This window comes from Bradyrhizobium sp. B039 (assembly GCF_038965675.1).
GTDB classification, from domain to species: Bacteria; Pseudomonadota; Alphaproteobacteria; order Rhizobiales; family Xanthobacteraceae; genus Bradyrhizobium; species Bradyrhizobium diazoefficiens.
Genome location: NZ_CP152416.1, coordinates 5,327,398 through 5,350,972, shown reverse-complemented (window position 1 = coordinate 5,350,972; position 23,575 = coordinate 5,327,398). Strand labels below are relative to the sequence as shown.

General features: G+C 60.9%; 30 protein-coding genes and 1 pseudogene. 14 read left to right on the top strand and 17 right to left on the bottom strand.

Features of this window, described 5'->3' with window-relative positions; genetic code table 11:
• Nucleotides 1–246: 246 nt before the first annotated feature.
• Nucleotides 247–696: a hypothetical protein gene (locus AAFG50_RS25210; RefSeq protein WP_028171484.1), complete on the bottom strand. Its 450-nt coding sequence runs from the start codon at nucleotides 694–696 to the stop codon at nucleotides 247–249.
• A gap of 37 nt (nucleotides 697–733) precedes the next feature.
• A complete protein-coding gene (locus AAFG50_RS25205) occupies nucleotides 734–958 on the bottom strand; it encodes an AlpA family phage regulatory protein (protein WP_038967980.1) in 225 nt (74 codons plus the stop codon).
• A gap of 478 nt (nucleotides 959–1,436) precedes the next feature.
• Between AAFG50_RS25205 and AAFG50_RS25200 the strand changes: the two genes are divergently transcribed.
• The 6 genes from AAFG50_RS25200 to AAFG50_RS25175 all read left to right on the top strand — a co-directional run bounded on the left by AAFG50_RS25200 (nucleotide 1,437) and on the right by AAFG50_RS25175 (nucleotide 7,342).
• Nucleotides 1,437–1,964, top strand: coding sequence for a hypothetical protein (locus tag AAFG50_RS25200; RefSeq protein WP_162185845.1), 528 nt, complete (start codon nucleotides 1,437–1,439; stop codon nucleotides 1,962–1,964).
• 190 nt (nucleotides 1,965–2,154) lie between these two features.
• Complete coding sequence (locus AAFG50_RS25195) at nucleotides 2,155–2,448, top strand: hypothetical protein (RefSeq protein WP_011087999.1); 294 nt, start codon at nucleotides 2,155–2,157, stop codon at nucleotides 2,446–2,448.
• 13 nt (nucleotides 2,449–2,461) lie between these two features.
• Nucleotides 2,462–5,656, top strand: coding sequence for a hypothetical protein (locus AAFG50_RS25190; RefSeq protein ID WP_011087998.1), 3,195 nt, complete (start codon nucleotides 2,462–2,464; stop codon nucleotides 5,654–5,656).
• Between the two features lie 283 nt (nucleotides 5,657–5,939).
• Nucleotides 5,940–6,503, top strand: a complete 564-nt coding sequence (locus AAFG50_RS25185; protein ID WP_011087997.1) for a hypothetical protein — start codon at nucleotides 5,940–5,942, stop codon at nucleotides 6,501–6,503.
• A gap of 82 nt (nucleotides 6,504–6,585) precedes the next feature.
• Nucleotides 6,586–7,194, top strand: coding sequence for a hypothetical protein (locus AAFG50_RS25180; RefSeq protein ID WP_011087996.1), 609 nt, complete (start codon nucleotides 6,586–6,588; stop codon nucleotides 7,192–7,194).
• Nucleotides 7,166–7,342: a hypothetical protein gene (locus AAFG50_RS25175; RefSeq protein ID WP_156149846.1), complete on the top strand. Its 177-nt coding sequence runs from the start codon at nucleotides 7,166–7,168 to the stop codon at nucleotides 7,340–7,342. Before AAFG50_RS25180 ends, AAFG50_RS25175 begins: the two co-directional genes overlap by 29 nt.
• 223 nt (nucleotides 7,343–7,565) lie before the next feature.
• On the opposite strand, the pseudogene AAFG50_RS25170 reads toward AAFG50_RS25175, so the two are convergent.
• Nucleotides 7,566–7,811 (bottom strand): annotated as a pseudogene (locus AAFG50_RS25170) (DNA polymerase/3'-5' exonuclease PolX); the annotation flags it as partial.
• A gap of 108 nt (nucleotides 7,812–7,919) precedes the next feature.
• Between AAFG50_RS25170 and AAFG50_RS25165 the strand changes: the two are divergent.
• Nucleotides 7,920–8,366 (top strand): nuclear transport factor 2 family protein, encoded by a 447-nt coding sequence (locus AAFG50_RS25165; RefSeq protein ID WP_011087994.1) that lies wholly within the window; start codon nucleotides 7,920–7,922, stop codon nucleotides 8,364–8,366.
• A 221-nt stretch (nucleotides 8,367–8,587) separates the two neighbouring features.
• Nucleotides 8,588–9,004 carry a hypothetical protein gene (locus AAFG50_RS25160; RefSeq protein WP_011087993.1) on the top strand — a complete coding sequence of 139 codons (417 nt, stop codon included), beginning with the start codon at nucleotides 8,588–8,590 and terminating at the stop codon, nucleotides 9,002–9,004.
• Nucleotides 9,005–9,228: 224 nt separating this feature from the next.
• Here AAFG50_RS25160 and AAFG50_RS25155 read toward each other — a convergent pair whose 3' ends face one another.
• The 9 genes from AAFG50_RS25155 to groES form a co-directional block, all read right to left on the bottom strand.
• The gene (locus AAFG50_RS25155) at nucleotides 9,229–9,693 is read right to left on the bottom strand and encodes a hypothetical protein (protein WP_011087992.1); all 465 of its coding nucleotides are present in this window, start codon (nucleotides 9,691–9,693) and stop codon (nucleotides 9,229–9,231) included.
• A gap of 63 nt (nucleotides 9,694–9,756) precedes the next feature.
• Nucleotides 9,757–10,872, bottom strand: coding sequence for a trypsin-like peptidase domain-containing protein (locus AAFG50_RS25150; protein ID WP_049832391.1), 1,116 nt, complete (start codon nucleotides 10,870–10,872; stop codon nucleotides 9,757–9,759).
• Between the two features lie 72 nt (nucleotides 10,873–10,944).
• The gene (locus AAFG50_RS25145) at nucleotides 10,945–11,445 is read right to left on the bottom strand and encodes an Hsp20/alpha crystallin family protein (RefSeq protein ID WP_011087990.1); all 501 of its coding nucleotides are present in this window, start codon (nucleotides 11,443–11,445) and stop codon (nucleotides 10,945–10,947) included.
• A gap of 84 nt (nucleotides 11,446–11,529) precedes the next feature.
• On the bottom strand, nucleotides 11,530–11,991 hold the full coding sequence (locus tag AAFG50_RS25140; protein ID WP_011087989.1) for an Hsp20 family protein: 462 nt from the start codon (nucleotides 11,989–11,991) through the stop codon (nucleotides 11,530–11,532).
• A gap of 515 nt (nucleotides 11,992–12,506) precedes the next feature.
• Nucleotides 12,507–13,433 carry an RNA polymerase sigma factor RpoH gene (gene rpoH / locus AAFG50_RS25135; RefSeq protein WP_028171491.1) on the bottom strand — a complete coding sequence of 309 codons (927 nt, stop codon included), beginning with the start codon at nucleotides 13,431–13,433 and terminating at the stop codon, nucleotides 12,507–12,509.
• Between the two features lie 165 nt (nucleotides 13,434–13,598).
• The gene (locus tag AAFG50_RS25130) at nucleotides 13,599–14,057 is read right to left on the bottom strand and encodes an Hsp20 family protein (RefSeq protein ID WP_028171492.1); all 459 of its coding nucleotides are present in this window, start codon (nucleotides 14,055–14,057) and stop codon (nucleotides 13,599–13,601) included.
• A 592-nt stretch (nucleotides 14,058–14,649) separates the two neighbouring features.
• The gene (locus AAFG50_RS25125; RefSeq protein WP_011087984.1) at nucleotides 14,650–14,997 is read right to left on the bottom strand and encodes a hypothetical protein; all 348 of its coding nucleotides are present in this window, start codon (nucleotides 14,995–14,997) and stop codon (nucleotides 14,650–14,652) included.
• Between the two features lie 202 nt (nucleotides 14,998–15,199).
• Complete coding sequence (groL, locus tag AAFG50_RS25120; RefSeq protein ID WP_011087983.1) at nucleotides 15,200–16,822, bottom strand: chaperonin GroEL; 1,623 nt, start codon at nucleotides 16,820–16,822, stop codon at nucleotides 15,200–15,202.
• 48 nt (nucleotides 16,823–16,870) lie between these two features.
• Nucleotides 16,871–17,185 (bottom strand): co-chaperone GroES, encoded by a 315-nt coding sequence (groES, locus tag AAFG50_RS25115; RefSeq protein WP_028171493.1) that lies wholly within the window; start codon nucleotides 17,183–17,185, stop codon nucleotides 16,871–16,873.
• Nucleotides 17,186–17,458: 273 nt separating this feature from the next.
• Here groES and AAFG50_RS25110 point away from each other — a divergent pair, with 273 nt between their 5' ends.
• The gene (locus AAFG50_RS25110; protein WP_011087980.1) at nucleotides 17,459–17,662 is read left to right on the top strand and encodes a hypothetical protein; all 204 of its coding nucleotides are present in this window, start codon (nucleotides 17,459–17,461) and stop codon (nucleotides 17,660–17,662) included.
• 79 nt (nucleotides 17,663–17,741) lie between these two features.
• On the opposite strand, the gene AAFG50_RS25105 is transcribed toward AAFG50_RS25110, so the two are convergent.
• From AAFG50_RS25105 to AAFG50_RS25090, 4 genes are all read right to left on the bottom strand, one after another.
• Entirely contained in the window at nucleotides 17,742–18,065 is a 324-nt protein-coding gene (locus tag AAFG50_RS25105) for a DUF2905 domain-containing protein (protein WP_231166505.1), read from the bottom strand.
• A gap of 44 nt (nucleotides 18,066–18,109) precedes the next feature.
• A complete protein-coding gene (locus AAFG50_RS25100; RefSeq protein WP_011087978.1) occupies nucleotides 18,110–18,826 on the bottom strand; it encodes an ETC complex I subunit in 717 nt (238 codons plus the stop codon).
• 53 nt (nucleotides 18,827–18,879) lie between these two features.
• Nucleotides 18,880–19,371 (bottom strand): Hsp20/alpha crystallin family protein, encoded by a 492-nt coding sequence (locus tag AAFG50_RS25095; RefSeq protein ID WP_011087977.1) that lies wholly within the window; start codon nucleotides 19,369–19,371, stop codon nucleotides 18,880–18,882.
• Nucleotides 19,372–19,464: 93 nt separating this feature from the next.
• Entirely contained in the window at nucleotides 19,465–19,917 is a 453-nt protein-coding gene (locus tag AAFG50_RS25090) for an Hsp20 family protein (RefSeq protein WP_028160471.1), read from the bottom strand.
• Between the two features lie 481 nt (nucleotides 19,918–20,398).
• Here AAFG50_RS25090 and AAFG50_RS25085 point away from each other — a divergent pair, with 481 nt between their 5' ends.
• The 4 genes from AAFG50_RS25085 (at nucleotide 20,399) to AAFG50_RS25070 (ending at nucleotide 22,712) form a co-directional block, all read left to right on the top strand.
• Nucleotides 20,399–20,854, top strand: a complete 456-nt coding sequence (locus AAFG50_RS25085; RefSeq protein WP_028160472.1) for an Hsp20 family protein — start codon at nucleotides 20,399–20,401, stop codon at nucleotides 20,852–20,854.
• A gap of 67 nt (nucleotides 20,855–20,921) precedes the next feature.
• Nucleotides 20,922–21,251 (top strand): hypothetical protein, encoded by a 330-nt coding sequence (locus tag AAFG50_RS25080; RefSeq protein WP_028171495.1) that lies wholly within the window; start codon nucleotides 20,922–20,924, stop codon nucleotides 21,249–21,251.
• 10 nt (nucleotides 21,252–21,261) lie between these two features.
• Nucleotides 21,262–21,483 carry a hypothetical protein gene (locus tag AAFG50_RS25075; RefSeq protein WP_028160473.1) on the top strand — a complete coding sequence of 74 codons (222 nt, stop codon included), beginning with the start codon at nucleotides 21,262–21,264 and terminating at the stop codon, nucleotides 21,481–21,483.
• Nucleotides 21,480–22,712, top strand: coding sequence for a glycosyltransferase family 4 protein (locus tag AAFG50_RS25070; RefSeq protein ID WP_011087973.1), 1,233 nt, complete (start codon nucleotides 21,480–21,482; stop codon nucleotides 22,710–22,712). Before AAFG50_RS25075 ends, AAFG50_RS25070 begins: the two co-directional genes overlap by 4 nt.
• 193 nt (nucleotides 22,713–22,905) lie before the next feature.
• On the opposite strand, the gene AAFG50_RS25065 is transcribed toward AAFG50_RS25070, so the two are convergent.
• A complete protein-coding gene (locus tag AAFG50_RS25065; RefSeq protein ID WP_231166504.1) occupies nucleotides 22,906–23,157 on the bottom strand; it encodes a hypothetical protein in 252 nt (83 codons plus the stop codon).
• Between the two features lie 43 nt (nucleotides 23,158–23,200).
• Here AAFG50_RS25065 and AAFG50_RS25060 point away from each other — a divergent pair, with 43 nt between their 5' ends.
• Nucleotides 23,201–23,539, top strand: coding sequence for a PRC-barrel domain-containing protein (locus AAFG50_RS25060; protein WP_028171497.1), 339 nt, complete (start codon nucleotides 23,201–23,203; stop codon nucleotides 23,537–23,539).
• Nucleotides 23,540–23,575: the final 36 nt, after the last annotated feature.

Here is a 23,575-nt window from a genome sequence, read left to right as displayed (position 1 = left end):
CTGCCCGCCCCAATCGCTTACTTGAAAACGCCGTTTGGCCAAATGGAGCCAACGAGGACGGCTAAGGCGATGAACAACTCGGATAGAGCATGCACCGAGGCGGGTTCGAGCGCGTGCATCGCGTTCACCCTTCATCAATGGATGATTGTTTTGCGATGCATGTTGGACGAGACATGCCCAGTGCGCTTGCGAGACACCGATTGCGACCGAAAACGCGCAAGCTCCTGAATGATAGCGCCTGAACCCCTAAAACTTCACTAAATCCGCGACGCCCGGCGATGTTTCGCGCAATTCGGTAGCGCGCGGTGAAGTGACCAGCCGCACGCCAAGCAGCGCGAGCGGCGAGATGTCGGCACGATGCTCGACCGGGGAGCAGACGTTGCTGCGCAGCCACACCAGTGCCGCCTCATCGCGCTCAACCCCCAGCAGATCGCCCTGCACCTCGGCTTCGCGCTGTTGCCGCGTTTCATGCGACAGCGCCGCCTCGTCATCGGCTTCGGTGTCTATTTCCGCAGCAAGCCGTTTGATGATGGCCTCGGAATGCAGCCACACGAGCAGAAGGGTCGCTGCGTCTATTTCTGCGAATGCAAGCGATGGCGCACCGGTGTTGTAGACCTGCGACTGCAAGCGCTGCATCGGCCCGACGATCTTGCGATCGTGCTCGATCAGGTCCGAGACATCCGGCGCGCCCTGCATCGCCGAGGGCCGCCGTGGGCCGGACAAACCCCAATCATCAGCACGGGTTCACAATCGTGCGCGCGCGCCTTCCTTTGCCCCGCCCCCGACGCGGATCGAATTCGTCAACCGCGTTCTGCCAAGCGATGATCTCGTCCTCAAACCAGACGCGCCGGTTCGGGCTGATGTAGGTTGATTTGGGGAAGCGGCCGGACTTCTCCATGCGGTAAAGCGTGGTGCGCCCGACCGGGATGATCTCCAAAACCTGCTTTTCGTTGAGCATGCGTCGAGGACCGAATCTTGTGGGTTCTTCCTCCTCCAATTGGGCTCCGTGTCGATTTCCTGCTACCATCCGAATCTCAGGTGTTCCCGCGGCATCGCGCCACTGCCTCGTCATGACAATGTCTGCGCTCACACGGAACCAAATGGAGCAACGGGCATTCGGGTGGAAGATTTAACTAGCCGAAATTGCACCCCTCAACCCAATGCCTCATGGTTCGGACTGGCCGACAGCAACAAGGATCACGGATGATCCAGAGCAAGCACGCGCTTATCTAGCGACTGTGCTGAAGGCATTCGGCCCAGTCGGGGCGATAGTCGATTACGTGGGGCCGGATTGGGGAACTGTGTCCGAACCTGATCTATTTGAGCGCCCGACACGCACCGACGAGGTGGCTCGCCACGTTGAGCACAAGCTCCGGGCGGCCGGGCGCCTATACTGGAGAGTGTCGCGGTTCCGTTCCGTTGCGGAGACTCGTGAGTTGCTTGACGATCTCCAGATGAAACTGAGCGTCGTCTACCGCCGGATGCAGCAGCTACCGAATGTCCGCAGAGCATTTAACGCTGGACGGGACAGGGATGTGCCCGACAGCGGATGGTACCAAGATCCGCCCGACAATCCATGGTATCCACATGTGTTCGACACCAGCGTTGCTGAAGAAGAAGTTCCCGAGCACGAAAAATGGGGGCGGCTCCTGCTGGCAATCGAGGACGGCTGGAGCAGAGTTGGGTACTTATTGAGGCCCGATGTGGATTTGGGTGAATTGTTGGAACAGCCGCCAACCAACCAAAAGAACCCGGAACGCGTGCTCTGGGAAGCGATCTTCGCGCTGCTGCGGGAGTGTGGCATTGAGCCGCTGGAGAGGTATCAGCCCCTGATATACACGCTCAGAGCTGCGCACCTGCTGTTCGGAATTGAGGAGCCGCCGAACCCTAACAGCGTCGGCTACGTGAAATTTGAATTCCTGAAGCAGCAGGCAAGCAGCGGCAAACAGCAAGGCATTGGGTGAGGGGGACTAATAATCCCTAGCTAAATATTCACGGCAGGACTGCCTTCCGGCTCAATGAGAAACCTCGTCGACTCAGCGCGGCGAGGTTTTTTCTATCTGAAACCGGGGTCGCATCCGGTCCTGACTTGGTCACCCGCGAGCGGTGATGATGCAGGGTTGACGACCCCCTAAGAGCCGAGGTCTCCATCTCATGGGTTTCACCGTCGTCCCGCGCGGCCGCAAGCCGAAGCCGCCGATCCCGTTGCATCGCTTCGTGCGCAGTGCCTGTCGCGACATTGAGCGCATCACCAGTATGGCGCTGACCTGTGCGCCGACGGACAGCTGGTCGCAAACATTCTTCACCAACCTCATCCGCGCGCTGCGTAATGCGGGGGATGTGCTGGAGCGTGCTGTCGAACTGCGCGTTGCCGAAGATCGCGCGGTTCACCAGGAGAAGCTCGCCGCGATCCGTGAACGCGAAACTGACGCGCGTTTGCACAAGTAGTCGCGGAGCGACAATGAGCACTCCTGACTCTGTTCCGCAGTCAGCTGACGACGTCACGCAAAGCGACGACGACGTCGCCGGTCAGACCAACTTGGCCGGCGCACAACTGACCTTGATCACGAAAATGGACGAACCGTCGCTGATGTCGAAGCGGCTGTCGTTGAATGACGACGGCTCGTTGAACAGCGACGGCTCGAAATGCTGGATGAGCAAGGGTATGGCTACGCGCGCATTCGCCGCCACCGCGGCTATGCTTGCGCGCATCATCGTCGCTTGTCGTCCCAATCAAGCGATTGCGCTCGGCTCGCTGGCGAAGAACATCGCCGATCCCGTCCACATCGTCACGAAAGACCGAGTCAACGAGAGCCCTGGTTGCATTGCCCGGACCCGCGACTTCATCGACTATCGGTCGGGCGTGCCCTCTTGGCTTTTGATTGATTTTGATACCAAGGGCATGCCTCCGGAAGTCAAAGCCAAGATCGCTTCCAACAGCGGTATGTGGGAGTGCCTGCTCACGGTGGCTCCCGACCTCGCGCGTGCCGCCCGCGTGAGCCGCGCCAGCACGAGCGCGGGGCTGTCTCGTGCGGACACCGGTGATTTGATCCCCGGCTCGGATGGTGAGCATCACTACTTGCTCGTCGCTGACGGCGGCGACATCGAGCGCTTCTTGCGCGATCTGCACGATAAATGCTGGCTGAATGGATACGGCTGGTACATGATCGGCCGCGCCGGCCAATTGCTCGAACGGAGCATCGTGGATCGCATGGTGGGCTTTGGCGAGCGCTTGTGCTTCGAGGGTACTCCCTTGCTCGTCCCGCCGCTGGTCCAGAACTCTTCGAAGCGAGAGCCTCGCGTCTTTGACGGCCAGGCGATTGACTCCAGCCGCGTCGTGCCGCCGCCGACCGAGTACGACCGGCACCGGATCAGCCTGGCCAAGGCTGACAGCAAGCGAGCTTTGAGCAAAGCCGCTGCCGAGGTCGCGAACAAGCGCGACCAAGATCTCGCCAAGGCCATCTCAGCTCGGTCAGGCACGCCGATCGCTACCGCGTTGCGTTTGATCAAAGCGCGGCACCAGGGCGTGCTCTATCCCGACATTGAGTTGGAGTTCGATCGCCTTGGTAGCGTCACCGTCGGCGCCGTGCTGGCGACGCCGGAGCGTTACGTGAATGAAACGCTTGCCGATCCGCTGGAGGGCGTGTCGTACGGTCGCGGCAAAGCCATGGTGTTGGGAGGAGGCGAGGGCGATCTCGTGATCCACTCATTTGCGCATGGTCGTTCGCTCTATTACCTGCGTTACGATCTGGCATCAGCAAAGGCGATCGTCACCGCCGGACCCGCCGCCGGCATGGTAGATCACGCGATGGCGATTCTTGCTCAAGCCAGGCTCGAGCTGGACGAGCTCGACGACTTTGCTGCGTCGGTAGCAAAGGCGGCTGGCGCGAGCGTGCGTACAATCAAGGCGCGAATGAAGAACGAGCTCGCTGCGCGAAAGAGCCAGGCGCGGGAAGTTTTTGCGGAGGCGACGACCGATGGCCGTATCGTTCGTCCGCTTCCGTATGCAAATGAGGAATTGCTGCCGACGGTCACCTTCATCGACGATGTTCTCGCAAAAGACGACAGCCCCGAGCCCCCGATGCGCAACGCAAACGGTGTTCCTGTTCGGATCGACGAAAAGGAGCCATGGGCTCTCCATCTTTTGACGTCCGGTTCGGCAAACGCGACCGCTCGCCCCGATGAGCTGATGAAGGCGCCGACCCAGCCGGTGATCACCGAGTTGACGGCGAGCAGCCTGCAGATGCTGATCGAGAAGTATCTCCGCTGGGAGAAGGTCTGCGAAGATGGACCTAACTATTTCGCGGCAACGCCATTGCCGTTCATCAAAGCGTTCTTTGACTATGCAGACAGCGAGATGCCCGTTGTTCGCGGGATCAATCAGGCGCCGCTCGTGACTGCAACCGGACGAGTGATCGACGGAAACGGCCTCGACCGGGCTCTCGGTGTTGTGCATCGCATCGATCCCGCCCTGCGAGCGTGCTTGCCTGCCGGCAAGCCGACGGACGACGAGGCTCGCGTGGCGCTGGAATTTCTGATGCGTGAATGGCTCGTTGATGTGGCTCTCGATGATGCCGGCAAATGTGTCGTCATTGTTCTCGCAATCACCCTGCTGCAGCGCGCGCTGCTTCCCGAGCGTCCGGCGTTCTTCGTCACGGCGGGCCAGCGCGGTGGCGGCAAGACGACGTTGATTCAAATGATTGTCGCGGCAATTCTCGGCCGACCTGCTGCTGCGGCGGCGTGGTCGGATAATGCGGAGGAGCGAAAAAAGGCGTTGTTCTCGTATCTGCGTCAAGCTGTCGGTGTGTTGATCTGGGATAACATCAGTCGTGGATCCACGATCAGCTGTCCCCATATCGAGGCCGCGCTCACTGCGCCCGAGATCTCAGATCGCGTGCTGGGCGTTTCCCTTTTCGAGACCGTGCCGGCGTCGACCATCCAGGTCTTCACCGGCAACTCGATCGCGCCTCGTGGCGACATGGCAAGCCGGTCATTCGTCCTGTCGTTGAACGTCGATCGGCCCGATCCTGAGAATCGCGATTTCAAGCACAGCGATCCCGTGGGCTGGACGCAGGCGAACCGCGCGCGTGTTCTTCGGGCGCTCTATTTGATTCTGGTTGCCGGCATTCAGAACCGGCCGAGTGATCAACAGGCGAAAACGCGCTTCAAGAGCTGGTGGAACTTGGCCGGGTGGCCGGTTGAATACGCGGCAGCTTTGGTCGGCATTGACTTCGATTGCGGCAAACTCCTCTTAGCCGGCGAGGCCCAGGACGAGGAAGCGAGCACGACGTCGCGCGTCCTGACCGCCCTTTGGACGCGGTTTGGTGAGGAGCAGTTCACCGCGCGGTCAGTGGCCTCGCTTTTGTCGGACTACAATCTGGCGACCGACGAGGATGCCGCTGAGCTTGCGGACGGTTTGGCGGAGTTGGCACAGAAAGCGGTCGATAAGGCGACGGCACAGGGCATCGGCAAGCTCTTCCAGAAGCATTTGACCGGCCGTCCAACATGGATCGAAGACCGCGTCGCGTTCCTGCGCCGCGTCCCTGGTCATCAGCAGAATCTATATCGGATCGAGATCCGGCGGGCGGCTGACGATCGGCGGTCGCCTGCGAAGTCCGGCGATTGTGACGATGATCCTTTTTCGGATCCGAACTGACGCGAGATGTCGAAGGGGAAAGAGGGGAAAGAGGGGAAAGAGGGGAAAGAGGGGAAAGAGGGGAAAGTTTACAGCCTCGTCGCAGGGAAATGCGCGAATTTTGGGAGTGAGTTCTCGCTGGTTCGAGAATTTTTCATAGCAGCGGGGCTCTAACATTCCCCACATTCCCCCTTTCCCCAAGCAAGCGTTTTCGGAACAGGTGCGGCGGATTCCCCGCTGCGCTCGGTATGACGATGGGACGCGTCATGGCCGCTCGACAGAGTCCCGATGAGAAGAGGGTCAAATGAACACGTACAACGTCGTCACAATGAAGGGCGATCGGCTGAAAATGCCGCCCGTCAAGAATTTTCACGTCTTGATGGAGTTTCCTTGGCTCCCCGACTTCGCGAAGTGGCTGCTGAAGGTAGTGGAGGCAGAGGAACTCTGGTTCGAGGTGCGTCAGGCTGAATTGTTTGCGCAGAACTTTCCTCACCTGGTAACGTTCCCGGATCCGCAGCTTCATGATTGCGCGCTGGCAGTCGTGAGCGCGCTTCAAGATCAAGAAATGATGGACGGTGAAGCAGACGATGCCTTCGTGTACGCCATCGACTTCAGCTTCTGCAAAGCCCGTGGCTTCGAAACGGAATTCATTCTTTTAAAAGAGCTGGGTTTCTTCACCGTCTTCGAGAATTTCTACCGGACGGCGATTCCGAAGTCGATCGATCGTTGCTTAGTGAAAATTGTCTTCCACCGCGTCGCCTATCATCACCTGGACGAGGAGGGCAAACTGTCAGCGAACTCACCGGGCATTCTCTACATGCCGAAAGCGGAGGCCGAGGCCAAGGCCGAGTGGTGGCGCGCACAATAAGTTACACACCAATCGTCTTCCCGGTCTGGAACTCCAGATCGGGACCTATCGAACGGCGCGGGTCCCTGTCGGACCCGGGCACATGCGGGTCGCACTTGCGCGCACGATATTTGTACTGTATGGTACAAAATTAGGGGTCAGTAGGAAAATGGCGACGATAGCTCAGGCGGCAGCTCATATTTGCTGCTCGCGCTCACAGTTTGATTCTTACCTCGCCGAGGGCGTGATCACCCGGCAGCCTTCCGGGAAGTATGATCTCGATCAGGTCCGTCGAGAGGTTTTGGCGCATCTGCGGTCCGTCGCCGCCGGTCGCGGCGGTGCTGCCGGTAGCAGGCTAACCGAGGAGCGCACGCGCCTTGTGGCCGCGAAACGTCGCCGCGAGGAACGCCAGGACGCTTTCGAAGCAGGCCAACTTGTGCAGCTTGAATCCGTCTGCCGTTGTCTGGAGCAAAGTCTCGTCGGCATGCGCAATCGACTGCTCAACTTACCTGGCGAGACCGCCTATTTGCTCGCTATGCGTCGGCAGGAAGAATGTTTCAAGGTTGTGGATGATGCTGTTCGCGCAGCCCTCGAAGAAATTGCCGATCCGGCCTGGACTGCTGCGCGTATGACGGCTGCGGGCCTTGTGAGCCAGATCGACGAAACCCATAAAGGCGATCATGATGACAAAGAAGACCCGGACGTCGCTTGAAAGTGAGTCGCGCGTTGGCTTTCGTATTCATTCGAATGGCGAAGTGGAAATGCTGACCGAGGCCGAGACCCTCGCGCTCATCTTGCGAGCCTTCCGCGAGGGCATGCGGCGCGCCGGCTGGTCACGGCTGGCACCAACCTTTCACTGAAATGACTTGCCACAGTTTGCGGGTGAGTGGCGCTTGTGTTGGAGATTGGGTAGGCGAGGCTGGCGGCGGGCAAGGTACCGGTGCTGCGAACGCGCTGACGTGGACGTCGCCTTCTACGCATGGGCCACTAGCACGATGTGCGGAATTTTGCTGAAATCGTGACCGCGATCCGTGGCGACCGCAACCACATTTCCCTCCAGCGAGCCATCGTGCGCTGGCGACATTAGGCCGCCCGGGCGAGCGAGCGCCGCTTCTGGCGGAGGTAGCGCGTGATCTCCGGAAGCGTCATCGCGTTCAGGACACGGTCGGCGGGAATGCCGCCCTTCCGGGCCATCTCGACGCCCCAGTGCATGTGGTCGAGCTCCGGGATCGAGTGCGCGTCCGGATTGATGCTGAGCATGCAGCCGAAGTCGAGGGCGGCCTGGTGCCAGCGCCAATCCAGATCGAGGCGCCATGGGTGGGCGTTGATGCTGCACCGCAGCGGTCTCGACGATTGCCGACCATCCGTATTTGATGTCAAATTGATCCTTGTTCTGGGTCGAGCTTTTTTGATGTCCATTTTCAGGGAGGAATTGCGATGCTGCGGGCCTGCTTCTCATGCCTCTTCGTTGCGATCGTTTCGCTGTCAGCAATGGCCGCTGACGGTGATCCGAAGCAGAAGGTCGAAGCGATCGCTTCGGAATATGCTGCAAGCTTCAACAAGCAGGACGGTGCGGGAATTGCCGCCCTGTTCGCGGCGGGCGGGATCCACGTCAATCCGGCCGGTCCGCGTTCCGACATCGCGGAATTCTACCAAGGCGCGTTCAAGGCTGGGTTCGACCACGAGGAGATCACGGTCGACCAGGCATGGCCGCTGGGGTCGGACATGGCGCTTGCCATAGGGGCGTACCGCCTCGCAGGCAAAAATCAGAACGGCGCGCCCATCGAGACGGGAGGTATCTGGACGGCGACCTACGTGACCGAGGGCGGCAAGCTCAAGATTCGTTTGCTGTCGGCGATGCCCAAGCCGCCGCCTCCGAAGTAGGAGGTCGCCTAATGTTCGACGCGCCTACCACAGCACTCTTGCGTGCGGTCCTCGATGAAGTCTGCAAGAGCATCTCGGGGTGCGAGATCGGGATGCGCGCGCACCTCGCTTCGAAGATTTTGGAAGCCGCAACGAAGGGCGAAATCTCCACGAACGATTGAGGCGAGCCGGGCGCAAAGCCCTGGGCGCCAACCATATGGCGCTGAGCGCAGGGGGCGGGGATGAATTTTCAGGTCACGGTCCTGAAAATCCTGGTGAGCTATCCGGACGGCTTCGCCGTCATGGCCGACCTCAAGCGCGACATGGCGATTCTGGCGACCAGCGGACGTGACTGGGCCGAACGCACCAAGCGGCTGGCTGCGCGCGTGCCCGAGCTGGACATCTTCTCGCAAGGTCTCGTCGAGAGGCTCGACGGCGGCTGGCGTATCACCGAGAAAGGCCGCGCCGTTCTCGAGATCATGGAGGCGCGGCCGGTTGCCGTGCCGGCTACCGAGCAGCCTCCCATCCGGGCGACCGATGCCTCGACGCCTGCGGCGACACCGGCGGCATCCCCCGTCGCGACGGGCCGACGCAAGCGGGACCAGAAGCGGCGTCGACGCGATCTGGTCGCAGCGCGGGCAAGGGCCAAGGCTTCGTAACGGAGCCCATCTCAGGCCAGCGTAAGAAGGCGTCGTCCGTCACCGATTTGCCGTCAGCTTCCCGCAACGCCCTCCCGGGCGACGGCCTCCGCCTCGCCCAGATTGGCATGGCCGTTCGCGGCCCGCAGGAGCGCTTGGACAACGTATTTGCGGGTTTCTTGATCGACGCCGCGGGGAGCTTCCGGCAAATGGTCTCCAGCGCCTCAAACCGTAGGAGCAACAGCTTATTCCAGCTCAATTTGCGTTTGAACGGACCTGACGACCCGTTCGAAGGCAGCTTTAGCCAGCCGATCATCAGTGAGCCATTCCATTGTCCAATTCGGTCGACCCTCCAGTTCCCTGAACGTGGCGACTTCGTAAGCGCCTCCGGTGCGCGACAGTGACGCCCCGAGCGTTGGATGGTCACGCACCAGGGACCAAACCCTTGCTTCGATGTCGCGTCGGCTCGCCCTAACCGGATGCAGTTCGTATTTAGCCTGCAGGTCACTGGCAATCTGGTCGAGGCGCGCATAACAGGCCACGGATACCTTGTTGTCCTTTCCGGCGATCCCAAAGCCCCAATTTGCATCGGGGCGCGGCGTAGGACCAAATATGAAAAGATCCTCCAACTCGCCGCACTCTTCGTGCTTGCGAGCGGCCGCCAGCATCATCTGGCGCAGTTCTTCTTCACTCTTGCGATCCTTGACCACCTACATCTCCCCCGAGTACTCATGCCGTACTGCTTTGAAAACCCGTCGCCGCGCCATTCGTTATCATTGATCGGCCGTGCGTCTCACGGGCACAGCTTTTGCTGGACCCACCTCGACGCTCGCGCTGCGAGCAGCGCCATTGCGTTCGAACCGAAGCTCGACGCGGCTACCGACTGGGGTAAGGCCAATCAAATTGCGAAGCTGGGACGCGCTCCGGATCGGCGTGCCATCGACAGCCTTCACGATGTCGCCCTTTTGCAGCCCCGCTTGCTCCGCCGGCGAACCACTGGCAATCTCCGCGATCAGCGCCCCTTGATAGCTCTCCTTGGCCGCAAGATCGACTCCAAGATCGCGGATGGATATGCCGATCTGGCCGCGACGAACTTCGCCGTATTGAACAAGCTGCTCCATGACGCGGCGGGCCATGTTGATCGGCACAGCGAATCCGATTCCGACGTTACCCCCGCCCGGAGAAATGATCGCCGTATTGATCCCGACAAGTTGTCCCCTCAGGTTAATCAGGGCGCCGCCCGAATTTCCGGGATTAATGGATGCGTCGGTCTGGATGAAGTCCTCATACCCTTGCTTGCCAAGGCCGGTTCGGCCGAGGGCGCTGACAATTCCCGAAGTTACGGTCTGACCCAAGCCGAAGGGGTTCCCGATCGCGATCACGAAATCACCGACCTCGATCCGATCGCTGTCACCCAACGGGATGGCCTTGAGGTTACCTCTTAGTCCTTGCAGTTGAAGAACGGCAACGTCGGTTGCAGGGTCACGCCCAACCAATTTTGCGTCGAACTTTCGTCCGTCTTTGGTCGTGACTTGGGCCTTAGAGATCTGCGCAACGACGTGATTGGCGGTGAGTACATAGCCGCGTTCGGCGTCGACGATTACGCCCGAGCCGGTTGCCTGGACTTCCTTTTCAAGCTGCTTGGGAAGATCAAAAAACTCTCGAAAGACGGGATCGCGGTAGAGCGGATTGTCCTCCTTGACCCGGGCGTGCACCGAAATGTTGACGACCGAAGGGGTGGTTTCCCTTACCACAGGCGCAAGGGTCGGGATTTGGACGCCCCTGATGTCCGGAACCTGTGCGAGCACGGGCGACCACGCGATAGAGGCGCAAAGGAGCAAGACTGCGGCGAACCGTCGATCCTTTATTACTGATGAGTTCTTCGACATGGTGAGTAAACGAGTTTTGTAGAGGGGGAATTCCAACGTCCCGACGATCGCACGCCCGGACGTTGGAAAGTGTCAGCCATTGCGATTGATCGCGATGCGGCGGACATTTTTGGCTTCGGCGGATTTCGGCACGGTTATGGTCAGGACGCCGTTCTTGAACGCGGCCGAGACTTTGTCCTCGTCGATGCCCTCCAGCGGGATACGCCGTTCGAATCGGCCGTAGTATCGTTCGCTGAAACGACGTGCCTTGTCTTCCGATTCGGATTTTTTCTCGCCGGAGATCGAAAGAACTCCATTCGCGATTTCGAGACTGACGTCCTTCTCCTCCAGGCCGGGCAGCTCAGCGGTGATGCGCACCTCCTTGTCCGTTTCATCGATGTCGATCTGGGGCCAGCCGAGCCCGCTCAGTCCCCGGCTCGATCCGAACGGCGCAAGATCAAAGCCGCGGAATACCTCGTCGAACATCCGGTTCATCTCGCGATGCAATGTAAGAAACGGATTCACATCGGCTCCGCGGTGAATGCCGACCTCTCGTCCGCCGTTATTCCACGGAATGAGGTCCTTGATACCCATGGTGTGTTCTCCTCAATTCAGGCGACTTCCGCCGCGAATCGCCGCGGAAGTCTGTTCTTCGCTGATGTGCGCGTTGCGTGGCGGTCAGGCCGCCTTGCCGTCGATCTGCCGGACGTTCGAAGCGGACGAACCGCTGATCGAAATCCGGCGCGGCTTCATGGCCTCGGGGATCTCGCGCACCAGTTCGATCTGCAGCAAGCCGTTGTCGAACGAGGCTCCCTTGACCTGGACATAGTCCGCCAGATTGAACTGCCGCTTAAAGGGCCGAGACGAAATTCCCTGGTACAGGAACTCGCGCTGCTGTTTTTCCGACTTCCGGCCTTCGACCGTCAACACGCTTTGTTCTGCGGTGATCGCGATTTCATCGGCCGAGAAGCCAGCCACCGCCAGCGAAATCTGGTAGCGGTCTTCGCTCAGTCGCTCGACGTTGCATGGGGGATAGTTATCCTCCGTGCCGGCCTGTTGCGCGGCGTCCACAAGATCGAACAGACGGTCAAAGCCGATGGTCGACCGCCAAAGGGGAGCGAAATCGTAGGTGGTCCTCATAGCCAAATCCTCCACTGAGCAAGATGGGTACGAGCAGGCTCCGGCGCCCGTCTCCGCCGGGCCCCCGAAGGGCGCCCGGACCGCTTGTCGCGGCACGCTAAAAATTAGAAAAAGCCGATTCGATTTCAAGTGGGCGATCAACGATTTTCAGCGACCGGGGAATCCGCCGATATGGTTTTGCTCGCGGTCGCCCGGATTCTCGCGAAGAGCGATCACTTTCCGGCTCACCAAGTCATAACTACCGCGTGTCTGGCTTTCGACGTCCGCGAATTGGAGAGGATACGGGATCCGCCTCTCATGCTGCGCCCGCAATCCCACCTGTTGTCAAGACAAGTCGGTGTTGGCGATGCCGGCTCCCTCCACCGTCAACGCCGGCGAGCCGCACAACCTGTCTCGAACATCGCGGCCTGCAAGGCGACAACGACTGCTCCAGTCGCTGCGGCTGTGTTTGCCATCACGAGAAGAATGACCAACGGAGTAAACATGGCGATCGGTCCAGTGATCTTTTTGCGGGCTTAGGCCCGCGCCACCCCCTGCTTCATTTCTTTCGCGCGGGAAGACGGCGGGCCATTGGCCTCATGTCGACTTGTCAGCATCGCAGCCTTTACCTTTTGAAACGCTCGCTCCTCGATCTGGCGAACCCGTTCGCGGGATACTCCATATTCCGCGGCAAGTTCTTCAAGGGTCGTCGACTCCTCGTTCAGCCAGCGCGCGGTGAAGATGTTGCGTTCGCGAGCGTTGAGGTTGGCGAGGGCGTTAGCGAGGGCCAGACGACGCTGCTTGGCCTCCTGCTCCTCGGCCAACGTGATTTCACAAGTCGGCGCGGGATCGACAAGCCAATCCAACGTTTGTCCGCCCTCATCCTCGTCGTGGATCGGTACATTCAAGGAAGCGTCTCCACGCAGGCGGCGGTCCATGGTGACAACGTCTCGTTCAGCCACCTTGAGACGCTCAGCAATTAGCCTGACCTGCTCCGGACGCAAATCGCCGTCCTGTAGCGCAGAGATCGCGCTTTTGGCCCTCCGCAGTTTGAAGAAAAGCTTTTTCTGGCTGGCGCTCGCGGCGATCTTGACCAGCGACCAGGACCGCAGGATGTACTCCTGGATGGAGGCCCTGATCCACCACATCGCATAGGTGGCAAGGCGAACGCCCCGATCCGGATCAAACCGCCTCACAGCCTGCATCAAGCCAATGTTTCCTTCCGAGACAATTTCCGCGATCGGGAGGCCGTAACCGCGATAGCGCATCGCTATCTTGGCGACGAGCCTGAGATGACTGGTCACCAGGTGGTACGCTGCGTCGCGATCCCGGTGCTCGCGCCAGCGCCTTGCGTAGGCGAGCTCCTGCTCGGGCGTGAGCAAGGGAAACTTACGGATCTCGACTAGATATTTCGACAGCCCAGCGTCGACAGACGGGGCAGGTAGAGCGGCATTGTTAAACATCTTGCAAACCCCATTAGAGCTAAGGAATTGGACTCGTTTCATCGGGCCTCAATCGACCGGCTCGATCTCGCTTGATCGAGGGGCACGCGCACGGACACGCCGGCACAGGTGCGGCGGCCGGTAAGCGGCTCGGCCTTGTGGTGAGCCCGTCGAACAACCAAGCCGTCAGGCCGCTTCGCGCTTGATCTGCTGGACGTCGGATGCGGCCAGATTGTCAATCGGGATCCGGCGAGGCTTCATGGCGTCCGGAATCTCGCGAACCAACTCGATCTGCAGCAGGCCGTTGTCGAACCGTGCTCCCTCGACCCGGACGTGGGCAGCCAGACCGAACTGCCGCTTGAAAGGTCGCGACGAGATGCCTCGATAGACGAAGTCCCGCCGTCCTTTTTCGCCCTTGCGACCTTCGATGGTGAGCACGCTCTGTTCGGCCGTCACGGTGATTTCATCGGGGGAGAAACCGGCCAAAGCCAGCGAAATCCGATACCGGTCGTCAGACAGGCGTTCTACATTGCAGGGTGGGTAGTTGGCTTCGCCGGCGGTGTGCCGGGCCGCGTCGACCAGATCGAACACGCGGTCGAAGCCGATAGTTGATCGCCACAGGGGGCTGATGTTGTAAGTCCTCATAGCCAAATCCTCCAAGGAGCAAGATGGGTACGAGCAGGCGTCGGACACCTCCGGCGCCCGTCTCCGCCGGGCCCCTAGGGCGCCCGGACCGCTTGTCGCGGCGAGCAGAAAACTAGCAAATCGCCTTTCGGTTTCAAGTAGAGAGCGGAGAATTTTTGTCCGAAAACTAACCCAATGTTACCGAGCCACGGAGCACGTCTTCAAAATTAGGCAAAGCCATCGAGGGGTCTTCAGGGGCCTTACCAGACGCCCCTGCGTCGGTAAGCGATGCGGCAATATCGTACTGAGTTCGATCGTCAGGCGTGTAAACGCTGCAATTCCGCTTCGGCCAGTTCGACCAACCGGGTGAGCCTTTGGCGATGTTCTGCAGCGAGATCCTGTGCTTTGAGAAGTCGCCGCAATGCTCGATTGCTCTGCGTTGGCCCTCAACCACGAAGGATCGGACCCTGGCGGCCCGCTCAAATACGAGCGTCTCAGGCGGAAACCGGACGCTGGTCAGTACGTCCGACATGATCGAATAGCGAGGGGGGAGCCGGCCGGGGGATGCGATCAGCGCAATCGGTCGAGATCGCATCCCGGTGAGTGAATGAAACTAGCCGATCGCTGGTCTCTCCCTATTGCGGTCTTCCGGCATAAGCTTGATTCCCGATGGGTCCAGGATCGGTGAAAGGAGCATGTCGACCTTCAACGTGTTCACGCCGGCGCCCCACGTCAACCAGGGCATCGAATCCAGATACGGGATCGGCGGCAGCGCGATCGTCCCGAAAACCTGCCCCGACTCCGGCTTGCTGCGCGGGCCATCCACCCCCCAAGCCGCCAGCGACGGCAGGACCAGGACCGCTGTCATCGAGGCCGTGAGAATCCCGCGGACCACGCGCTGTCCGAAGGCTTGTTTGCGGTTCTCCGCATGAGCGGAGACAATGGCTTGATCTCTGATCATCTCATCCTCCAATCGGTCGAAAACTGATCCAGGCGATCGTGAGAAGGCTGAGGGCGAACATGAGCCAATGCATTACAGTCGCCCCGCTCTTGCGCGATCGAGATTGCATGCGTGTGCTCATCTGGGTCTCCTTGTGCTTTGCGTTCCTTTCTCTTTTGGTTAGTGGTTGAGCCCGGCCGGTGGCGGCCGGGCTCGATCTTGACTAGAAGTCCATCGGCGGCGCTGCGGGCGCCGGCTCGGACTTCTTCGGCTTCTCGGCGATCAGCGCTTCCGTCGTGATCAGCAGCGCGGCGACGGAAGCCGCATCCTGCAACGCGGTGCGAACGACCTTGGCGGGATCGATCACGCCTGCCTTCGCCAGGTCCTGGTATTCGCCGCTGGCGGCATTGAAGCCCCAATTGTAGCTGGAGTTCTCCAGCAGCTTACCGACCACCAGCGAGCCGTCTTCGCCGGCGTTCTGCACAATCTGCCGCGCCGGCACCTGGATCGCGCGGCGCACGATGTCGACGCCGGCCTTCTGGTCGGCATTCACGGTCTTGATGGCATCGAGCGCCTTCAGGCCGCGCAGCAGCGCGACGCCGCCGCCGGGCAGGATGCCTTCCTCGACTGCCGCCCTGGTCGCGTGCATCGCGTCATCGACGCGATCCTTGCGTTCCTTGACCTCGACTTCGGTCGCGCCACCAACGCGGATCACCGCGACGCCGCCGGCGAGCTTCGCAAGCCGCTCCTGCAACTTCTCGCGATCGTAGTCGGAGGTAGTCTCCTCGATCTGCATCTTGATCTGGGTGACGCGGGCCTCGATGTCCTTCTTGGACCCCGCACCGTTGACGATGGTCGTGTTCTCCTTGTCGATGACGACCTTCTTGGCGCGGCCGAGCATCTTGAGCGTGACGTTCTCGAGCTTGATGCCGAGATCCTCCGAGATCGCCTGGCCACCCGTCAGGATCGCGATGTCCTCCAGCATGGCCTTGCGGCGATCGCCGAAGCCGGGCGCCTTCACGGCCGCGACCTTCAACCCGCCGCGCAGCCGGTTGACGACGAGGGTCGCGAGCGCTTCACCTTCGACATCCTCGGCAACGACGAGCAGCGGCTTGCCGGACTGCACGACGGCTTCGAGCAGCGGCAGCATGGACTGCAGGGTCGACAGCTTCTTCTCATGGATGAGGATGTAGGGGTCTTCGAACTCGACCCGCATCTTCTCGGCATTGGTGACGAAGTAGGGTGACGCATAGCCGCGATCGAACTGCATGCCTTCGACCACCTCGAGCTCGGTATCGAGGCTCTTGGCCTCCTCGACGGTGATGACCCCGTCGTTACCGACCTTCTGCATGGCGTCGGCGAGAAAGCGGCCGATCTCAATATCGCCATTGGCCGAGATGGTCGCGATCTGGGCGATCTCCTCGTTGGTGGTGACTTTTTTGGCGTGCGCCTTCAAATCATTGACGATGGCTTCTACGGCCAGATCGATGCCGCGCTTGAGGTCCATCGGGTTCATGCCGGCGGCGACGGATTTCGCGCCTTCCTTGACGATGGCCTGGGCCAGTACGGTCGCGGTGGTCGTCCCGTCGCCTGCGAGGTCACTCGTCTTGGAGGCGACCTCCCGCACCATCTGCGCGCCCATGTTCTCGAACTTGTCCTCCAGTTCGATCTCCTTGGCGACGGTCACGCCATCCTTGGTGATGCGCGGCGCACCGAAGGATTTCTCGATCACGACATTCCGCCCCTTGGGGCCGAGCGTGACCTTGACCGCATTCGCCAGCGTATCCACTCCCCGCAACACCCGGTCACGGGCGTCTGTGGAGAATTTCACTTCCTTGGCAGCCATGTTCGTTGCTCCTCTCTCCTCAATGACTGTCGGCTTCGCAAGTTGTGCTCAGGCGGCCTTCTTGACCGAGCCGGTCTTGTCGACCACGCCCAGAAGATCGCTCTCCTTCATGATCAAGTAGTCCTGGCCGTCGATCTTCACTTCAGTACCCGACCATTTGCCGAACAAAACGCGGTCTCCCGGCTTGACATCGATCGGGATCAACTGGCCTTGCTCGTTTCTGCCACCGGAGCCCGCGGCGATGATCTCGCCTTCCTGCGGCTTCTCCTTTGCGGTGTCGGGAATGATGATGCCGCCGGCGGTCTTTTCCTCGGCATCAATGCGGCGCACAAGCACGCGGTCGTGCAGCGGGCGGAAATGCATACACATCCTCCATGTCAGTTCAGCGATGTCCAAAAACCGGGTCCGGGCAACCGGCCCCCGGGCGAAAACGACCTAGGATCCGAAAAACGGCCGTTCAAGAGGTCTTTTAAAAATTTTTGTCACTCCGGCCGTCTGACTGCCAACCGCGGTCTTGAACGGCGGATTTGGCTCGACCAGTTAATTGGAAAGAGATCTTCCATTCATCGCCCTCGCTCCGGAGCTGACTGCGGATTGAGGCGTCAGCGAATGTAGAACCCGCCAAGAACGACGAACATGGACGACTATCGCGACGTGGTGACTGCTGGTCTGGCGGTGCTGTGCGCAGGTCTCATGTTGGTCGCCGGCCTCCTGTACATTCTGGGTTCGTCCGACGGGTCAAAACCGGCGGAGATTGAGCCGCCAAGCCCGCAAGTCGCTGCATCGAGTCCTTTGGAGATGGCGCCGGCGAAGCACCATTCGATCGCCAATTTCAGATGAAGGCAAACTGAGGCGCGGTGCCAGAAGCACCGGCGAGGTGCACGCATGGCCAGACCAAGCTCCGCTTGGGCTGCGCTCTTCAGCGGTTCAGGACCCAATAGACCAGGCTGAGCACTGCGCTCAAAAGCAAACATGTCATCAAAGGGAAATAGAACGTCATACTCTCCCGTTCGATCACGACGTCGCCGGGCAACCGACCCAGACCGATCCGGCTGAGATAAGGCCACAGCAGGCCGGCCATTAGACTTACAATGCCGAGAGTAATCAGAAAGCGCGCCATTGTTGCCGATCCTGCGGCTTGAAGATCAAAGGCCAATTTCAGATGCCTGGGTCGTCGTCGCTTCTTTTCCTGCTTTCGCTTAGCCTTCAACACGTCCGCTTGAGTGCGATAGGCCTTTGCCAAGTTAGGCGCCCCGCCGTGAGCGGGCCGACCACCTGCGCTCGAAGTCAGCTTGCCTTTCTGTCGACATGCTCGAAGGATGCTTCCGTAATCTGCGGCTCCTCGAGATCGAGTAGCGCGTCGATCACCTCCTGGAGATGGGAAGGCGTCGCCAGCAAGTTGCCTTTCGAGTGCTCCGTCTCAATCTGAGAGGCATGAAGAGCCCAGCGCCGCAGGATGTCGCGCTTTCGCGTTGGCGACAGATTGCTGTCCAGCAGCACCTGGTGCGGATCCGCGTAGCTCTCGGCAGGTTCAGCCCCAGGCCCGAACCCGTGGCGGATCACCTCCCGCCCAAGGGTCCGCTCAATCCATTCCAGCCGCCGGCGGCGCTGCTGGCTGGCGGCTGGGCCCTCAACGTCGGGATTGTCCGAAATCAGGCGCGGCTTCGCCCCCTGCGCCGGCAAGCCCTCCACTGAGTATTGCAGACCTTGGCGGCGCGCATATGCGATGGCGGCTTCGGCGGACGGGAACGAAAGTTCGACCTGCGAGAGGGGATCGTCGTCGCCGGTCCAACCCATCAGGGGTTCGATGTACGGGGCCGAGCGGCGCTCGAAACGCAGCGTCCAGCGCTGGGCGCGCGCACGTCCCGAAGTCATCGGCGAGGGGGTAGGCTTGTAGATCACGGCCTGCGCATCCGCCGGAAATACCGACTTCGTCACCACCGGCTCCGGGACGGGCCGGCGCGCCGTAAAGTCCGAATGTGCCGATAAAGGCGTGACGTTCATGAACGCCTCCTTCGAGCCGGGCGGGCGGGAGCTGGGCTCCCGTCCGCTTCGTCTTACTTTCCGTTGATTGCGATCCTTTTCACCTTCCGCTGTTCCGTAGGCGACTTCGGCAGCGTGACGGTGAGGATCCCGTCCTTGAAGGACGCGGCGACTTTATCCTGGTCGACGTCGTCGACGGGAATGCGCCGCTCGAAACGTCCGTAGTAGCGCTCGCTGAAGCGACGCTCCTTGTCTTTCGTTTCGCTCTTCTTCTCGCCGCTGATCGTCAGCACGCCGTCGGCAAGTTCGACCTCGACGTCTTTCTGTTCGATGCCGGGAAGCTCGGCGATAACTTTCACTTCCTTGTCGGTCTCGTTGAACTCGACGCTCGGCCACCCCATTGTCGCCGGCGGGGCGAACTGGCCGATATCGACGCCGCGAAACACGTCGTCGAACAGCCGATTCATCTCGCGATGCAGCGAGAGAAACGGGTTGTCTACCTCGGTGCGTCGCGCAGGCAGATTGCGGGAGCCGTTGTTCCACGGAATGAGTTCGCGTAGTGCCATTGTGGTCCTCCTTTCTTGGGTTTGGTCGTCAATGGGCCAGCAGTCCGCAGCGCGGACCTAGCCGCGCAGCGGTTCGATGGGCAGCAGCCAGTGTCAGGCCGCCTGCGTCCGATCGCTCCTCTGGTGGTCGTTGCCGGCAACGTCGATCGCGATTTGACGCGGCTTCAGCGCCTCCGGCATTTCCCGAGTCAGGGCAATCCTGAGCAGGCCGTCTTCGAACGTCGCGTCCTTGACCTGGACGTAGTCGGCCAGGTTGAATACGCGCCGGAAGGGCCGGACGGAGATTCCACGATACAGGTAGTCGCGTTCATCCTCGTCGGTCTTGCGGCCTTCGACCGTGAGCGTCGAGCGCTCTGCGGTGATCGCCACGTCGTCCGGGGTGAAACCGACCAGCGCCAGCGAAATCCGGTACTGGTCCTCGCTGGTGCGCTCGATATCATACGGCGGGTAAGTGTCGCCGTTGTCTACCGTATCGTTCACCAGATTTAAGAGGCGGTCGAACCCGATGGTCGAACGCCAGAAGGGTGATAGATCGTAGGTTCTCATAACCACATCCTCCTCTGAGCAATATGGATAGGAGCAACATCGGATTCTGCCCGATGGCGTCTGCCGGACCCGAGAGGCATCCGGCGCCACGCTCCCGCGTGGCTGCACAAAAACTAGGATGGGGCGATTTTGTTTCAAGAGGAGTGTAGGACAGAGAAGCGACCGGCCGACGGACCGGTCATGCCACACGAAGGCTCCTGGAAAGTCGAACATCGCCGCGTCGGCCGACGACGGGCAAAGACTCGGAGCGGGCCTCATGTAGCCCCGCCCTGGTGGCACTGCGGAAGCCCGTTATCTAGACGGCCCCGGATGGCTGAAAATTTTCCGGCCCTCCCTTGAAACCAAACTCGGTTTCTCTAATTTTCGAGTCGCCGCCGCAGGGCGGCTCTCCGGGCGCCTGACGGGCTCGGCGAATCCAGAGACGGGCACCGGTCGTGTCCGGTGCCGCTCGTAACCATTTTGCTCCGTGGAGGATCTGGCTATGCGCAGTTACGACTTCTCACCGCTCTGGCGTTCGACCATCGGTTTCGACCGCCTTTTCGACCTCGCTGAATCCGCCCAGCGCGCGACCGAGGACAATTACCCGCCCTACAACATCGAACGGCTCGGCGACGATCGCTACCAGATTTCGCTCGCGGTGGCCGGCTTCTCTCCCGACGAAATCTCGGTGACGGCCGAGCAGAACGTCGTGACGATCGAGGGCAACAAGACGGACAAGACTGAACGCGAATTTATGTACCGCGGCATCTCGACCCGCGCGTTCAAGCGCCAGTTCAACCTGGCCGACTACGTTCAGGTCAAGAACGCGTCCTTCGACAACGGTCTGCTCAAGATCGAACTCGTCCGGGAGATTCCCGAGGCCATGAAGCCGCGACGGATCGCCATCAATGGAGCGACGCCGGACAACCTGCACAAGCTCGAATCCAGGGCGGCTTGAACCAGTACGTATTGCGGCGGCCCGGTCTACGGGCCGTCCATCCACTCGTCTTCGAAGGGAGGAAAACATGCGGCCGACGACCGCCACCGACAACGTCTTCGACTTCCAAGCGCTCCTGCACCCCGGCACCGTCTTCGAGCATCCCAAGGACGTGGTTAGGCATCCGTCGCTTTCGCTGGCCGAGAAGCGGGCGATCCTCGCCTCCTGGGCTTCCGACGCTTCGGCGATTGCGTCATGTCCGGGGCTTCGTGCGCCCCATGGACTGAAGGCGCCTGCCAGCATCGATGCCATCCTGGATGCATTATGCGATCTGGATGGCGGCCCACGCAATCCGCGAAATCCGCCCGGCGGAAAGCCAAAGCGACGGTTTTCCACGTCGCGGGTGCTGGCGGCGTGAGGAGGATCCCATGGAAGATATCCGTCTACCCCGTTACGTAATCGACCGTCTGGAGCAGCGCTGGACGAGCCGGTTGCAACAGGATGCGAAGACCTGGAGCATCGACAGAAAGAAGCCCGTGCAGGCGCGCCACGTCCAGACCGACGGCTCGCGGGTCATCCCCGCGCTCGGGGCCACTGAACTGGCGTCGGCCTTTAACGGGTGTGACTGGCTGTACGGGAGGAATGAATGAGGATCGCGCAGATTGCGCCGCTCTTCGAGAGCGTCCCGCCACGGCTGTATGGCGGAACGGAGCGGGTCGTTTCATATTTGACCGAGGAGCTGATCAGGCAAGGTCATCAGGTCACGCTTTTCGCCAGCGGCGATTCCATCACCTCCGCCGAACTCGTTCCGTGCGTGCCCCGGGCGTTGCGCCTCGATCCGGACGCCCGCGACCCGATCCCGCATCACGCGCTGATGCTCGACAAGGTGCGGGAGCGCGCTGACGATTTCGACATCCTGCACTTTCACGTCGACTACTTGCACTTTCCTCTGTTCCGATCGGAGTCCGGACGGACAGTGACGACGCTGCATGGCCGGCAGGACCTTGCCGATCACATGCCGTTCTATCGCTGGTTTTCGGAGATGCCGCTGATCTCCATCTCCAACGCGCAACGGGCGCCATTGCCCAGCGCGAAATTCGTCGGAACCGTATATCACGGCATCCCGGTCGATCTTCACAAGTCGACCTGGACGTCGGCGGGCGGCTACCTTGCGTTTCTTGGTCGCATCTCGCCCGAGAAACGGCCCGACCGCGCCATTGCCATTGCGCGGGCTGCGGGCGTGCCGCTTAAGATTGCGGCGAAGGTTGATAAGGTCGACGAGGCCTACTTCCAGCAGGTCATCGCGCCACTCTTGAACGGGACGGACGTCGAGTTCGTTGGCGAGATCAACGAGAGCGCCAAGACCGAGTTTCTCGGCCGGGCGGCCGGATTGCTTTTCCCCATCGATTGGCCCGAGCCGTTCGGGCTGGTCATGATCGAGGCCATGGCCTGCGGAACGCCGGTGCTTGCCTTCCGCTGCGGATCGGTCCCGGAGATCGTCGAGGACGGGCTGACCGGGCGCATCGTCTCAAGCCTCGATGAGGCGGTGCAGGCCATTCCAGAGCTGTTGGCGTTGGACCGGAAAGCGATCCGGATGCGCTTCGAGGAGCGGTTCTCCTCCCGTCGCATGGCATCGGACTACGTGAAAATTTACCACTCCATTCTCCGTAGCCACGCTGCGCGGCAGACCAAGATTTCGGCCGTTGCCGCCTTATCCGCGAAGGCCGCGCGTAGTTTGGAAGGGTCGCCCGCGATAGGTCGGCTGGATGCGCTTGAACAGGTCATCATGCGACCCGAAGAAGGTCGTCGGAAGGGCGCAGCGGGGGCGAAGCAAAAACGAACTTCAGGATGTGGCGCGAGCCTGGGGCTGGAGGCCTGAATTCCGTCGGCGTCCTTGTCCGGCGATCGCCATCACAGGGCGCTAAGATCCGCACTCCCCGTGGCTGGTCCTGAGGCGTGTGCGGCCTAGTGCCGTGCAAGCTCCGACGATGCCGCCCCAGCCTTGCCTCCGTTCCACCCTTTTGATCACCGGCCGATGCCCTTCAGGACCTGCTGCATCTGCCGATCTACGTTTACGCGGTAGCCGCCGCTCGGCCCGCGTCAGTGATCCGGTATTCGATATCGCCAGATGGAAGCGGCTCGGTTTCCACGAGACCCAGCTCCACCAGCCGTGCCACGATCTCATGGTCGAACATCGGCGGGCTGACCCAGGATTCGCCGAGCAGCTTCCTCAAAAATTCGCGCTCCAGCTCGGCCAGCTCCATCCTCGAACTCCGCTCATCCAGAACAAGGCCACCGACGCTTTCAGCCAGGAACGGGGCCATCGTCCTCCCGTTGACTCCAGAAGACAACATCCGGGAGGTCAACATGACCATGGAAGATCGCGAGACCTTCAGCCTGATCGGAAGCGACAAGGTCGAGGGCACGAATGTCTACGGGGTCGACGGCGAAAAGGTCGGCTACGTCGAGCGCGTCATGATCGACAAGATCAGCGGCAAGGTGTCGTACGCGGTGCTGAGCTTCGGCGGCCTGCTCGGCATCGGCGACGATCACTATCCGCTGCCCTGGCAGGCGCTGAAGTACGACACCAACCTCGGCGGCTATGTCACCGGCATCACCCAGTATGCCGACGAGAGCAGTTGGAATTGGAGCGACCCCGCCACCACGCGCTCCGTGAACGCCTACTACGGCGTGCCGGTGGCTTGAGGCGGCACGAGCTGTCCGATGCCGGGTCTGCCGCGA

Excerpts from the sequence above, each read along its gene's own strand:
- AAFG50_RS25210 (WP_028171484.1), bottom strand. The coding sequence starts at position 696 with ATGCAGGGCGCGCCGGATGTCTCGGACCTGATCGAGCACGATCGCAAG.
- AAFG50_RS25205 (WP_038967980.1), bottom strand. The coding sequence starts at position 958 with ATGCTCAACGAAAAGCAGGTTTTGGAGATCATCCCGGTCGGGCGCACC.
- AAFG50_RS25195 (WP_011087999.1), top strand. The coding sequence starts at position 2,155 with ATGGGTTTCACCGTCGTCCCGCGCGGCCGCAAGCCGAAGCCGCCGATC.
- AAFG50_RS25190 (WP_011087998.1), top strand. The coding sequence starts at position 2,462 with ATGAGCACTCCTGACTCTGTTCCGCAGTCAGCTGACGACGTCACGCAA.
- AAFG50_RS25185 (WP_011087997.1), top strand. The coding sequence starts at position 5,940 with ATGAACACGTACAACGTCGTCACAATGAAGGGCGATCGGCTGAAAATG.
- AAFG50_RS25180 (WP_011087996.1), top strand. The coding sequence starts at position 6,586 with ATGCGGGTCGCACTTGCGCGCACGATATTTGTACTGTATGGTACAAAA.
- AAFG50_RS25175 (WP_156149846.1), top strand. The coding sequence starts at position 7,166 with ATGACAAAGAAGACCCGGACGTCGCTTGAAAGTGAGTCGCGCGTTGGC.
- AAFG50_RS25165 (WP_011087994.1), top strand. The coding sequence starts at position 7,920 with ATGCTGCGGGCCTGCTTCTCATGCCTCTTCGTTGCGATCGTTTCGCTG.
- AAFG50_RS25160 (WP_011087993.1), top strand. The coding sequence starts at position 8,588 with ATGAATTTTCAGGTCACGGTCCTGAAAATCCTGGTGAGCTATCCGGAC.
- AAFG50_RS25150 (WP_049832391.1), bottom strand. The coding sequence starts at position 10,872 with ATGTCGAAGAACTCATCAGTAATAAAGGATCGACGGTTCGCCGCAGTC.
- AAFG50_RS25145 (WP_011087990.1), bottom strand. The coding sequence starts at position 11,445 with ATGGGTATCAAGGACCTCATTCCGTGGAATAACGGCGGACGAGAGGTC.
- AAFG50_RS25140 (WP_011087989.1), bottom strand. The coding sequence starts at position 11,991 with ATGAGGACCACCTACGATTTCGCTCCCCTTTGGCGGTCGACCATCGGC.
- rpoH (WP_028171491.1), bottom strand. The coding sequence starts at position 13,433 with ATGTTTAACAATGCCGCTCTACCTGCCCCGTCTGTCGACGCTGGGCTG.
- AAFG50_RS25130 (WP_028171492.1), bottom strand. The coding sequence starts at position 14,057 with ATGAGGACTTACAACATCAGCCCCCTGTGGCGATCAACTATCGGCTTC.
- AAFG50_RS25125 (WP_011087984.1), bottom strand. The coding sequence starts at position 14,997 with ATGATCAGAGATCAAGCCATTGTCTCCGCTCATGCGGAGAACCGCAAA.
- groL (WP_011087983.1), bottom strand. The coding sequence starts at position 16,822 with ATGGCTGCCAAGGAAGTGAAATTCTCCACAGACGCCCGTGACCGGGTG.
- groES (WP_028171493.1), bottom strand. The coding sequence starts at position 17,185 with ATGCATTTCCGCCCGCTGCACGACCGCGTGCTTGTGCGCCGCATTGAT.
- AAFG50_RS25110 (WP_011087980.1), top strand. The coding sequence starts at position 17,459 with ATGGACGACTATCGCGACGTGGTGACTGCTGGTCTGGCGGTGCTGTGC.
- AAFG50_RS25100 (WP_011087978.1), bottom strand. The coding sequence starts at position 18,826 with ATGAACGTCACGCCTTTATCGGCACATTCGGACTTTACGGCGCGCCGG.
- AAFG50_RS25095 (WP_011087977.1), bottom strand. The coding sequence starts at position 19,371 with ATGGCACTACGCGAACTCATTCCGTGGAACAACGGCTCCCGCAATCTG.
- AAFG50_RS25090 (WP_028160471.1), bottom strand. The coding sequence starts at position 19,917 with ATGAGAACCTACGATCTATCACCCTTCTGGCGTTCGACCATCGGGTTC.
- AAFG50_RS25085 (WP_028160472.1), top strand. The coding sequence starts at position 20,399 with ATGCGCAGTTACGACTTCTCACCGCTCTGGCGTTCGACCATCGGTTTC.
- AAFG50_RS25080 (WP_028171495.1), top strand. The coding sequence starts at position 20,922 with ATGCGGCCGACGACCGCCACCGACAACGTCTTCGACTTCCAAGCGCTC.
- AAFG50_RS25075 (WP_028160473.1), top strand. The coding sequence starts at position 21,262 with ATGGAAGATATCCGTCTACCCCGTTACGTAATCGACCGTCTGGAGCAG.
- AAFG50_RS25070 (WP_011087973.1), top strand. The coding sequence starts at position 21,480 with ATGAGGATCGCGCAGATTGCGCCGCTCTTCGAGAGCGTCCCGCCACGG.
- AAFG50_RS25065 (WP_231166504.1), bottom strand. The coding sequence starts at position 23,157 with ATGGCCCCGTTCCTGGCTGAAAGCGTCGGTGGCCTTGTTCTGGATGAG.
- AAFG50_RS25060 (WP_028171497.1), top strand. The coding sequence starts at position 23,201 with ATGACCATGGAAGATCGCGAGACCTTCAGCCTGATCGGAAGCGACAAG.